General features: G+C 43.5%; 10 protein-coding genes. 6 read left to right on the top strand and 4 right to left on the bottom strand.

Features of this window, described 5'->3' with window-relative positions; all coding sequences use genetic code 11:
- Nucleotides 1-103: 103 nt before the first annotated feature.
- The 3 genes from infA to aat form a co-directional block, all read right to left on the bottom strand.
- Nucleotides 104-322, bottom strand: coding sequence for a translation initiation factor IF-1 (gene infA / locus AB4384_RS01040; protein ID WP_001040192.1), 219 nt, complete (start codon nt 320-322; stop codon nt 104-106).
- An 81-nt stretch (nt 323-403) separates the two neighbouring features.
- Nucleotides 404-1,102, bottom strand: coding sequence for an arginyltransferase (locus AB4384_RS01035; RefSeq protein ID WP_065585123.1), 699 nt, complete (start codon nt 1,100-1,102; stop codon nt 404-406).
- The gene (gene aat, locus AB4384_RS01030; RefSeq protein WP_017063504.1) at nt 1,102-1,812 is read right to left on the bottom strand and encodes a leucyl/phenylalanyl-tRNA--protein transferase; all 711 of its coding nucleotides are present in this window, start codon (nt 1,810-1,812) and stop codon (nt 1,102-1,104) included. The genes AB4384_RS01035 and aat overlap by 1 nt, the downstream gene beginning before the upstream one ends.
- 53 nt (nt 1,813-1,865) lie before the next feature.
- On the opposite strand from aat, the gene AB4384_RS01025 reads away from it, so the two are divergent.
- Together AB4384_RS01025 and aroA are read left to right on the top strand one after the other, a co-directional pair.
- Nucleotides 1,866-2,321, top strand: coding sequence for a glycine zipper 2TM domain-containing protein (locus AB4384_RS01025; protein ID WP_004736438.1), 456 nt, complete (start codon nt 1,866-1,868; stop codon nt 2,319-2,321).
- 162 nt (nt 2,322-2,483) lie between these two features.
- Nucleotides 2,484-3,764, top strand: a complete 1,281-nt coding sequence (gene aroA / locus AB4384_RS01020; RefSeq protein ID WP_017062105.1) for a 3-phosphoshikimate 1-carboxyvinyltransferase — start codon at nt 2,484-2,486, stop codon at nt 3,762-3,764.
- A 61-nt stretch (nt 3,765-3,825) separates the two neighbouring features.
- Here aroA and AB4384_RS01015 read toward each other — a convergent pair whose 3' ends face one another.
- Entirely contained in the window at nt 3,826-4,071 is a 246-nt protein-coding gene (locus tag AB4384_RS01015) for a YciN family protein (RefSeq protein WP_017062104.1), read from the bottom strand.
- 439 nt (nt 4,072-4,510) lie between these two features.
- Here AB4384_RS01015 and topA point away from each other — a divergent pair, with 439 nt between their 5' ends.
- From topA to AB4384_RS00995, 4 genes are all read left to right on the top strand, one after another.
- A complete protein-coding gene (gene topA / locus AB4384_RS01010; protein WP_048612738.1) occupies nt 4,511-7,141 on the top strand; it encodes a type I DNA topoisomerase in 2,631 nt (876 codons plus the stop codon).
- A gap of 525 nt (nt 7,142-7,666) precedes the next feature.
- Nucleotides 7,667-8,896 carry a glucose-1-phosphate adenylyltransferase gene (gene glgC, locus AB4384_RS01005; protein ID WP_372128733.1) on the top strand — a complete coding sequence of 410 codons (1,230 nt, stop codon included), beginning with the start codon at nt 7,667-7,669 and terminating at the stop codon, nt 8,894-8,896.
- On the top strand, nt 8,886-10,340 hold the full coding sequence (gene glgA / locus AB4384_RS01000) for a glycogen synthase GlgA (protein ID WP_372128732.1): 1,455 nt from the start codon (nt 8,886-8,888) through the stop codon (nt 10,338-10,340). The genes glgC and glgA overlap by 11 nt, the downstream gene beginning before the upstream one ends.
- Before the next feature lie 285 nt (nt 10,341-10,625).
- Nucleotides 10,626-11,423: an alpha/beta fold hydrolase gene (locus tag AB4384_RS00995; RefSeq protein ID WP_017062100.1), complete on the top strand. Its 798-nt coding sequence runs from the start codon at nt 10,626-10,628 to the stop codon at nt 11,421-11,423.
- Nucleotides 11,424-11,562: the final 139 nt, after the last annotated feature.

Below are 11,562 nucleotides of genomic sequence, written 5' to 3'. Positions count from 1 at the left end.
CGAGATGCGAGATGCGAGATTGATGTGCTTGTGTAGTAAAAAGCTCAGGCAATAAAAAACGGAGCCTTAAGCTCCGCTTCTTATTGTATTCGCTAATTAAAAATTAACGAGCACGGAAGACGATGCGGCCTTTAGAAAGGTCGTATGGAGTCATCTCAACAGTTACTTTATCACCAGTAAGAATACGGATGTAGTTCTTACGCATTTTACCAGAGATGTGTGCTGTCACTACGTGACCGTTTTCAAGCTCAACACGGAACATTGTGTTTGGTAGAGTATCAAGGACAGTGCCTTGCATCTCGATTACGTCTTCTTTAGCCATCTAATCCTCTTTCGAAATTTGGCGGTTTTCAACGGCTTGATTGTGCCGTTAAAATCAAAATATGTAAAGTTGTCGCGTATTCTACCCTTGCCACCGCTGATTTACTAGCCTTTGATGACGTTGAAATCGTACTTTATAGTTCATCGCAGGGCATTCATCGATTTGATAACCCAAATATAACCATTGTTTTTGTTCTTTCTGGGCATGTTGGATCTGAAATAGAACGCCAAGTGTTCCCATCGAAATGTCTATATCAGGATCGAAGAAGGTATAAAACGCGCTCGTACAGTGAGCCATGATGTCGGTTACGGCGATACCAACCAACTTGTTCTCATCATAGATGTGCATGAACTTTGTAGTAAGCCACTCATTTTTAGAGAATTGTAGAAACTCTTCTTTCTTGGGTGGGTACATGGTTCCCGAACGGTGACGAGCGGTGATATAGCGACTGTATAAGTCAAACCAGTTGTCATCCATCTCATCTTTCAGTTCCCAACGTAGTGATTTTCCTTTGTTAAGGATCCGTCGTTGGCTTTTGGAAAGCTTAACCTCAGGAATTGAAAGCCGAATCGCTTGGCATGCTGAGCAATTATCGCAATGTGGCTTATAAATGGTTGAACCACTGCGGCGAAATCCATTCGCAAGCAGAACTTCATAGTTATCTGAGGTGTGCATGTGTTCGTCAAGCGTGACCGCCACTCTCTCTTCGAAGTGAGGTAAGTAGCTGCAAGCGTGATTGTCTGTTAATCCAATTCTGATTTGTTGTAAATCTGGATTCATTAAGGCATTTCCTTTAGCCATTGGGTTTTAAAGCATGCATCGTCAACGGAGAACTCTTTGAGTAATTGCAGAGAGCCTAGGAATTCATCCCTATCAACCTCGATAGCGCCCAAGGATTCCAAGTGAGGGTTCATGACTTGGCAATCAATCAGTTGTCCGCCGAATCGGGTAAAGTGTTTACAAAAGTACCACAGCGCAATTTTAGAGGCATTGGTCTTTAGGCTGAACATCGATTCACCGCAAAAGACTTGGCCTCTTTGTAAGCCGTAAAGTCCACCGATCAGTTCATCATCTTGCCAAACCTCAACCGAGTGGCAGAAACCTAATGAAGCGAGTTTGCGGTAGGCTGACTGCATGTCGCTGTTTAGCCAGGTTTCTTCTTCGGGTCTTAGTGAAGAGCAATAACCAATTACTCTGTCCGTCGCTTGGTTGATGCTGACTCGGTAATTGTGCTTTCTTTGAAACTTTTTAAGACTTTTTGACGGTTCGAATGTCTTAGGATTAAATACCGCTCGCGGTGCAGGGCTCCACCAAAGTATAGGCTCACCTGGGCCATACCATGGAAATATACCTTGGCTATAAGCGTTTAAAATTCGCATTGGTGATAAATCACCACCGAAGGCGAGCAGACCGTTGGGGTCATCAAGCGCGTCGAAAGGCGAAGGAAACTCTATACTAGTAGTATCAAGTTCGGTTAGGTATATAGTCATAAGTACCGCATTACAGATTAATCACTGACCAAGAGGTCTTTAGGAGTTTTACCATGAAGAAGTTGCTTTGGATTTTACTTGTTTTGCCCATGTTGGCAAATGCAGCTTACAACAGAAACCAAGCTCGACCAGTAAACGAGGTGGTTTATGGTGAGATTGATACGGTCAGATACATCACTCAGCAAGAGATCGTTGAGTCGAAAGCGAATGGTTGGGAAACCTTGTTAGGTGCGGCGATTGGTGGCTTGATTGGTAACCAGTTTGGCGGCGGCACTGGTAAAGAAGTGGCGACAGCTGTAGGTGCAGTAGCAGGTGCGGGTATTGCTCGTAACCGAGGTAACACACAATATAAAGTAGAGTACAAACTGGTCGAGTTATTGGTCAAAACCAAAGACGACAAGTTGGTCAACATTATCCAAGATGTCGATAACTCGATGCTGTTCAACCGAGGCGATGATGTACGAATTCTCTATTTTTCAGATGGTGTTCGAGTTGATCTCGTGTACTAGTATATAAATACGATTGATTGGCTAATTAATCACCGGTTTGGGCTGGATTAGCTCTGGAGTTCGTTGGAAAAGTTCGTTAGTCTGCAAGTACGAAGAATTATTCATCACCCGAAAATAAATACGCGCCAGTGACTTCGGGTGGTACAAGGACTATAAGATTTAATGGAAAGCCTTACGTTACAACCAATTCAAAAAGTGAACGGGGAAGTTAACCTACCTGGTTCAAAAAGCGTTTCCAACCGTGCACTTCTTTTGGCTGCACTTTCTACGGGAACCACTCGCCTAACAAACTTGCTAGACAGTGATGATATTCGTCATATGTTGAATGCATTAACTCAGTTAGGTGTTGATTATCAGTTGTCTGCAGACAAAACCGTTTGTGAAGTGACAGGTGTTGGTGGTGCATTTTCAAGTGACAAAGCCCTAGAGCTTTTCTTAGGTAATGCGGGTACGGCGATGCGTCCGTTGGCGGCTGCACTATGTTTAGGTCGCGGTGAATACGTTCTTACTGGTGAGCCTCGTATGAAAGAGCGCCCAATTGGCCACTTAGTAACAGCACTGCGAGAAGCCGGTGCCGACGTTGAATACTTAGAAAATGAAAACTACCCGCCATTGAAGATCACAGGTACTGGTCTGAAGAGCGGTACAGTTTCTATCGACGGTTCTATCTCTAGTCAATTCTTGACGGCATTTTTGATGGCTGCGCCCTTAGCTGAAGGTGAAGTGACCATTAAAATTGACGGTGAATTGGTTTCTAAACCTTACATCGATATTACGCTGCACATCATGAAGCAATTTGGTGTGGACGTGATCAATAATGATTACCAAGAGTTTGTGATTCCTACCGGGCAATCTTACTCGGCACCGGGTGATTTCTTGGTTGAAGGTGATGCATCATCTGCGTCATATTTCCTTGCAGCCGCTGCTATCAAAGGTGGTGAGATTAAGGTCACTGGTATTGGTAAAAACAGTATCCAAGGTGATATCCAATTCGCTGATGCGCTTGAGAAAATGGGTGCGGAAATCGAATGGGGTGACGACTACGTTATTTCTCGTTGTGGCGAGCTGAAAGGCATTGATATGGACTATAACCATATCCCAGATGCTGCGATGACTATCGCGACAACCGCATTGTTTGCGAAAGGCACAACGGCAATCCGTAATGTCTACAACTGGCGTGTGAAAGAGACAGACCGCTTGGCTGCAATGGCAACAGAGCTACGCAAAGTCGGCGCTGAAGTGGAAGAGGGTGAAGATTACATTATTGTTAACCCTGTGGCTGAACTGACTCATGCGGCGATTGATACTTACGATGATCACCGTATGGCGATGTGTTTCTCGCTGGTTGCCTTGAGCGATACGCCTGTGACGATTAATGATCCAGGTTGTACGTCAAAGACATTCCCTGATTACTTCGACAAGCTGAAAATGCTAAGTCTATAAAAATGCTTAGTATGTAAAGGTTTAGGAACAAAAAAGCTTGCCTAAGTGGCAAGCTTTTTAATTATTGCTGAATTGTAAATTCTTTCGAAAGGTGGTGCGCTAAGTATTTAAACATGTTAAATACCGCGGTTGTATTCTCGGTCGGCATTCCATTGCTGTCTAAGAAGTATTCACCTTTGAAGACGAGTACATCGTCTTTTTCTACTACGCTGTTTGCGCGCATGCCTTCAATGTAGTCATCATGTGATTGGATAATTTGGTTTGCGATAAGCAGTAAATCAAATTCTGCTATTACTTTCTTTGTCATGAGTTTATCTCTGATAACTGAATATAACGTTGAGTTTATGGTGTCGAACTAGAAATTCAATGATTTCACAACCGATTAAGAGAGTCTTTTCAAACATCCACAATTTATTTTGTGATTTACGGCAAAAATAATTGAATGGGGCTCGCGTTAGATTCGCGGACAAGCTTAGTATGAGCCCGTTTAGACGTAATGCCTGATGAATAGGCTCTTGCAAGTATTCTTAGTGAGTACTTTATAGCTTCTTTATATTGTGACCCTTTTATCTATGAGTCGTCGAATTGTCGAGCGATCAGATCCAATTTTGAAAAAAGCGGTTGATCTTCTAGTAATCTCGCACAATAGTAAAAAAAGAAGCAATGAATTTAGAATATCATGCGTAAAAGCCCACAAGCTAAATTGTTGGTGCTGAAGCATCGTGATTAAGGACGTTAGAGTCAATATGGGTAAATCGCTCGTTATAGTGGAGTCGCCAGCCAAGGCTAAAACTATCAATAAATATCTTGGCAAAGACTTTGTCGTTAAGTCGAGTGTAGGTCACGTACGTGATTTACCAACGGCAGGTCAAAGTACTGGTCAAAAGGCTGCTGCAGTTTCAACCAAGGGTATGAGCCCAGAAGACAAAGCTCGTATCAAAAAAGAAAAAGATCGCAAAGCTCTTATCAAAAAGATGGGTATCAACCCATATAAAGAGTGGGAAGCGAACTATCAAATCCTACCTGGTAAAGAGAAAGTCGTCGCTGAATTGCAAAAACTGGCTGAGAACGCAGACCATGTTTATCTCGCAACCGATTTGGACCGCGAAGGAGAAGCTATCGCATGGCACCTTCGTGAGATCATCGGTGGCGATGAAACGCGATACAAGCGAGTGGTTTTTAACGAAATCACCAAGAATGCTATTCAACAAGCTTTCGAAACTCCAGGTGAGCTAAACATTGATGGCGTAAACGCACAACAAGCACGACGTTTTATGGATCGTGTTGTTGGCTTTATGGTTTCACCTCTGCTTTGGAAAAAAGTAGCACGAGGCCTGTCCGCTGGCCGTGTTCAATCAGTAGCGGTAAAACTACTGGTAGAGCGTGAGCGCGAGATCAACGCCTTTATCCCTGAAGAGTTCTGGGATGTGCATGCTGATACTAAAACAGCAGAGAAAACCGACTTTAGACTGCAAGTAGCGCAGAAAGACGGTGTTGCGTTTAAACCTGAAAATGAAGCGCAAACACAAGCTGCTGTTAGCGTTTTAGAAAAAGCGCAATACGAAGTCTGTAAACGTGAAGACCGCCCAACAAAGAGTAAGCCGTCTGCACCTTACATCACGTCGACGCTGCAACAAGCGGCGAGTACGCGTCTTGGTTATGGCGTAAAGAAAACCATGATGCTGGCTCAACGCCTGTATGAAGCGGGTTACATCACTTATATGCGTACTGACTCAACCAACTTGAGCTCAGAAGCTGTAGAAGCAGCTCGTGAATACATTGGTTCTGAGTACGGCGCGCAATACCTTCCACCTAAAGCACTTGTATACGGCAGCAAAGAGGGCGCTCAAGAGGCCCACGAAGCGATTCGTCCTTCAAGTGTAGATGTTAAGTCGGAAGACCTAAACGGTGTAGACGCAGACGCACACAAGCTTTACTCGCTAATTTGGAATCAATTCGTTGCGTGTCAAATGACACCAGCTCAATACGATTCAACGACAGTAAGCGTTAAAGCAGATGAGTACACGTTAAAAGCGAAAGGTCGTATCCTTAAATTTGATGGTTGGACTCGTGTTCAGCGTCCAATGGGTAAGAACGAAGATACGATCCTTCCAGCAGTTCAGATCGGCGATAAGCTTGATCTGATCGCGCTAGACCCTAAACAGCACTTCACTAAGCCACCGGCTCGTTTCACTGAAGCGGCGCTAGTTAAAGAGCTTGAGAAGCGCGGTATTGGTCGTCCTTCAACATACGCATCAATCATCTCGACAATTCAAGACCGTGGTTATGTAAAAGTTGAACAGCGTCGTTTCTATGCTGAGAAGATGGGTGAAATTGTTACTGACCGTCTAGACGGCAGCTTCAATGACCTAATGAACTACGACTTCACTGCTCGTATGGAGCAGAAGTTGGACCAAATCGCAGAAGGCGAGGCAAGCTGGAAAGGCGTGCTAGATAACTTCTTCGAAGACTTTACTGGCGATTTGGAAAAAGCGGATCTAGACGAAGACGCTGGTGGCATGAAGCCAAATCATATCGTAGAAACTGATATTGAGTGTCCAACTTGTAGCCGTAAAATGGGTATTCGTACTGCTTCGACAGGCGTATTCCTTGGTTGTTCTGGCTATGCACTTCCACCAAAAGAGCGTTGTAAGACAACAATCAACCTTGGTGATGAAGAAGGTATTATTAACGTTCTTGAAGAAGACGTTGAAACAGCAGCACTTCGAGCGAAAAAGCGTTGTCCTATTTGTGAAACGGCAATGGATGCTTATCTGATTGATGATAAGCGTAAGATGCACGTGTGTGGTAACAACCCTAACTGTGAAGGTTACGTGGTTGAACACGGTGAATTCAAAGTCAAAGGCTACGATGGTCCACTTGTTGAGTGTGACAAATGTGGTTCTGACATGGTTCTGAAGAACGGTCGTTTTGGTAAATACATGGATTGTACCAATGACGATTGTAAGAACACTCGTAAGATTCTAAAAAATGGCGAAGTTGCGCCACCGAAAGAAGACCCGGTACATTTCCCTGAACTTCCATGTGAAAATTCAGACGCGTACTTTGTTCTTCGTGATGGTGCTTCTGGTCTATTTATGGCTGCGAGCAACTTCCCTAAATCACGTGAAACACGTGCACCATTAGTGGAAGAGTTGGTTCGTTTTAAAGACCGTATCTCACCTAAGTTCCAATACCTAGCATCAGCGCCAGTTGCTGACCCTGATGGTAAGCCGACAGTGGTTCGTTTTAGTCGTAAGACTAAAGAAAACTACGTTCGTACTGAAGTAGATGGAAAACCGTCCGGTTGGACTGCGTTGTACATCGACGGTAAGTGGGAAGTTACGGATAAGCGTAAAAAGCCTAAAGAGAAGTAACTGAACGTTATTGATGAAAAAGCAGCCTAATGGCTGCTTTTTTTTTGATCTCAATATGACTAATTATGCAACTTGTTGACCTGGTGTTTCGTCGGTGGGGATTTATTAAATTCACACCGCGAAATTAATGGCGGCAATTAATCATATCTTCTTATGCAACTTTAACGAAAATGTAACTTAATTAAAATATTGTAACTCACAGATCAGCGTTTAGTTGTATACCTGATGTGTGTCGGGTGTTAATGTAATGTTTCGTCTGGACGGTGTAGTGTGAGCTGCTTTAAGTCTTAGGAAAGCAATCAGCTTACGTACCACAGAATGGCGTATTAAAAATTGAATTCGGCCGAAAAGTCGATAACGTATATAAAACCAAGTGCAAAGAATAGTGCACACATAACAACGTTTGGCTTAGGATATTGTCACTGTATGTGAATGGATATTCGCTAAATACCGAAATAAGTGTTGGTGCTCATCCCCCAGAGGAAGATACCTCTACGAGTACTAACATCGACAAGCTATAGATATATGGAGAATAAAATGGCTGGTGTATTGGGAATGATTCTTGCTGGTGGTGAAGGCTCTCGCTTAAGACCTTTAACTGAATCTCGCAGCAAACCCTCGGTTCCTTTCGGTGGTAGTTACCGCTTAATTGATTTCGCTTTGAACAACTTCGTTAATGCTGATCTAATGAAGATCTACGTATTAACACAATTTAAGTCACAGTCACTGTTCCACCATATGAAAAAAGGCTGGAATATCAGTGGCATAACAGACCGTTTTATCGACCCAATTCCTGCGCAAATGCGTAAAGGAAAGCGTTGGTATGAAGGCACAGCAGATGCTATCTACCAAAACATGGGCTTTATGGAGTTGGAAGAACCTGATCAAGTATGTATTTTTGGTTCAGACCATATCTATAAGATGGACATCAAACAGATGCTTGATTTCCATAAAGAGAAGAAAGCGGCTCTCACAGTATCAGCATTGCGCATGCCGCTTGCTGAAGCATCAGAATTCGGTGTTATTGAGGTTGATGCTGACGGCCGTATGATTGGCTTTGAAGAGAAACCTGCAAATCCGAAGTCGATCCCGGGCGATCCAGAATCAGCGCTCGTTTCAATGGGCAACTACGTGTTCGAAGCGAAAGAGCTTTTTGCCGAACTAACGGAAGATGCTGATAGAGAAGGTTCGACACACGATTTCGGCAAAGACATTATTCCAAACATGTTCCCACGTGGTGATGTGTTTGTTTATGATTTCAGCACCAACCGTATTACTGGTGAGAAAGAAGAAGTTTACTGGCGCGATGTAGGTACGATTGACGCGTACTGGCAAGCGCACATAGACCTTCTTAAGAAAGATGCGCCATTCTCGCTATACAACCGTAAATGGCCTCTACACACTTATTACCCGCCACTACCACCAGCTACGTTTACTGATTCGGCAAATGGTCGAATTCAGATCATTGATAGCCTTGTGTGTAGCGGTAGTTATGTACGTGGTTCGCGTATTGAAAAGAGTGTACTGGGCTTCCGCAGCAATATCGCATCAGCGTGTGATATTAGCGAAAGCATCTTACTCGGTGATGTAAAAGTGGGTGAGGGTTGTATCTTGCGCCGCGTTATCATTGATAAAGACGCAGATATCGCACCGGGTACACAGATTGGTGTAAATCTGACAGAAGACAAAAAGCATTACCACGTATCTGACGATGGTGTTGTAGTGATTTCTAAAGGAGCACGAGTTGGTTACTAAGACTCTCTCGGTACTTTTTGTAGCGTCTGAAGTTGAAGGCTTGATTAAAAGTGGTGGCTTGGCTGATGTAGCCAAGGCACTGCCGAAAGCGTTGCAAACACTCGAACAGGACGTTCGAGTGACTATCCCCGCATATAGAAACATTCCAAACATTGATTCAGCAGAAGTTATTTTATCGACTGAACTCGATCATTGGCCTCATACGGCTTATCAAGTTAAAAAACTGAGCGTAGAAGGCGTTCCAGTTTTTGGTATTGAATGTGCCAAGTATTTCGACCGCCCGGAAATGTACGCAGAAAACAATCAAGCTTATGCTGATAACGGAGAGCGCTTCTCGTTCTTTAGTGCAGCCTGTCTTGATATGCTTCCTAAGCTTGGTTTTCAACCGGATATCATTCATGCAAATGACTGGCATACTGGTTTCGTTCCTTTCTTGCTTAAATCGCGTTATCAACAACACGATTTCTTTGAAAATACGCGCAGTGTTATCTCGATCCACAATGCGGTTTTCAAAGGTGTGTTCGCATACGATGAACTTCAATTCCTGCCAGAGATGCACAGTTATAATGTCCCAGAAGCTTCAGTGAGTGACACTCATGTCACTATGCTAAGAGCTGGCGTGATGTGCGCGGATAAAGTGAACGCAGTAAGTCCTACCTATGCAGAAGAGTTGAAAACGGAATTAGGTAGCCACGGTATGGCTGCAGAATTCCAACACAGATCGGCTGATCTGTTCGGCATTTTGAATGGGTGTGATTACGGGGCTTGGAATCCGGAAACTGATGCTTTCCTACCTCGTAAATACAAAGCGACCAAGCACAGCATGGCTCGCGGAAAATCAGCTTGTAAGCAAAAACTGCAACAAGATGTAGGTTTACCCGTTGCCGACTGCGCGGTTTATGGCATGGTTTGTCGCTTGACGAATCAAAAAGGTGTTCATTACTTACTGCCTATCATCGAACAGTTTTTGAAAAATGATCTTCAGATCGTGATTGTCGGTACTGGCGATCCGGTTTTGGCTAGTCAATTGAAAGAGCTATCAGCGCTTCACTCAGATAAGTTCTCGTTCGTGGAAGCGTACAATAATGAACTTGCGCACTTGGTTGAAGCAGGCTCTGATTTCTTCTTGATGCCTTCGGAATTTGAACCGTGTGGCTTAAACCAAATCTACAGCATGGCTTACGGTACTTTGCCGATTGTTCGTTCTGTGGGAGGTTTAAAAGACAGCGTGAATGATTACGATGAAGATCCTGAAGTCGCGACTGGGTTTGCTTTTGAAGAGCCAACACCGCAAGCGTTATTGGCTGTGTTACATCGTTCATTACTGCTTTACGCACAAAACCCATCTGAAATTAAGCGTGTTCAGCTTTATGCGATGCAGCGAGATTTTAGTTGGGAAGATGCGGCTAAAGAATACCTAGCTATGTACCATTCAGCATTTTAACTTGTTGACTTAGTTTTAAAATTAGCTGGCGAGCAACAACCGCTCGTAATAAATGAAGGCGCTCTAATTGTAGAGTGCCTTTTTGTTTCCTGGTCAGAGCACATCACGTTTACGAAGACAAAGCTTGCAAACTCATTTTTGTCAGGTAGAAAAGGTGAGGTAGGTATTCACATGACTAATGATAGGTTTGACACTATTATCACTTAAAGTTCTTAATAGCGTGGTATCCTTAGTCATCGCCTCGTGATGAGGCATAGCTCCATTCCAATAATTGAAGCGATAGGTATGTCTGAGAGTTTACTATTTCATAAAACATTTACTCACCCTACGAGCGATGAGTGGGTTGTATTTGTGCATGGCGCAGGAGGCAGTTCCTCCATCTGGTTCAAGCAGATCAAAGCGTATAAACAGCATTTCAACTTACTTCTCATTGATCTGAGAGGGCACGGTAAATCAGACAATATACTTAAAGGGCTGATTTCGAATCGTTATACGTTCAAATCGGTGACGCTTGATATTCTTAAAGTGTTAGACCATCTTAAGATCCGTTCTGCACATTTCGTTGGCATGTCTTTGGGCACGATTATTGTGCGTAACGTTGCCGAACTGGCGGCTGGCCGTGTACGTTCAATGGTACTGGGTGGCGCTGTCACCAAGCTAAACACTCGCTCTCAAGTGTTAATCAAGTTGGGTAACCTCAGCAAGCACATCATTCCTTACATGTGGTTATACAGCCTTTTTGCTTATGTTGTGATGCCACAAAAAAGCCAAAAAGAGTCTCGTCACCTTTTTATCCGCGAAGCTAAAAAGCTGTGCCAGAAAGAGTTTAAGCGCTGGTTTATCTTAACGGCTGATGTAAACCCCTTGATGAAATATTTTAAAGATAGAGAGCTACCAATACCGACTCTTTATTTGATGGGCGAACGCGACTACATGTTTATTAAGCCGGTAAAAGAAATGGTCGCAGCGCATGAGTCGAGCGAGCTAGTAGAAATCCCGAATTGTGGACACGTATGTAACGTGGAAAACCCTGAAGAGTTTAATCAGCGTTCGATTGCGTTTATTCAAAAACAAATTCAATGATTTTCTAGGTGTGAAATCAAAGATGATGATTTAATCGAATTGAAATAAAAACGGGAAGCTAACTTTAGCTTCCCGTTTTTATTTTTGGAGGAGGTATCTGACCGAATCGTTCTATCAGGTTGGCTTTGTTTCCTAAATC

The organism is Vibrio sp. 10N.261.51.A4, assembly GCF_041471945.1.
Classification (GTDB): Bacteria; Pseudomonadota; Gammaproteobacteria; order Enterobacterales; family Vibrionaceae; genus Vibrio; species Vibrio crassostreae_C.
Note: the sequence above shows the minus strand (reverse complement) of the source record. Positions and strands in the feature narration are given on the sequence as shown.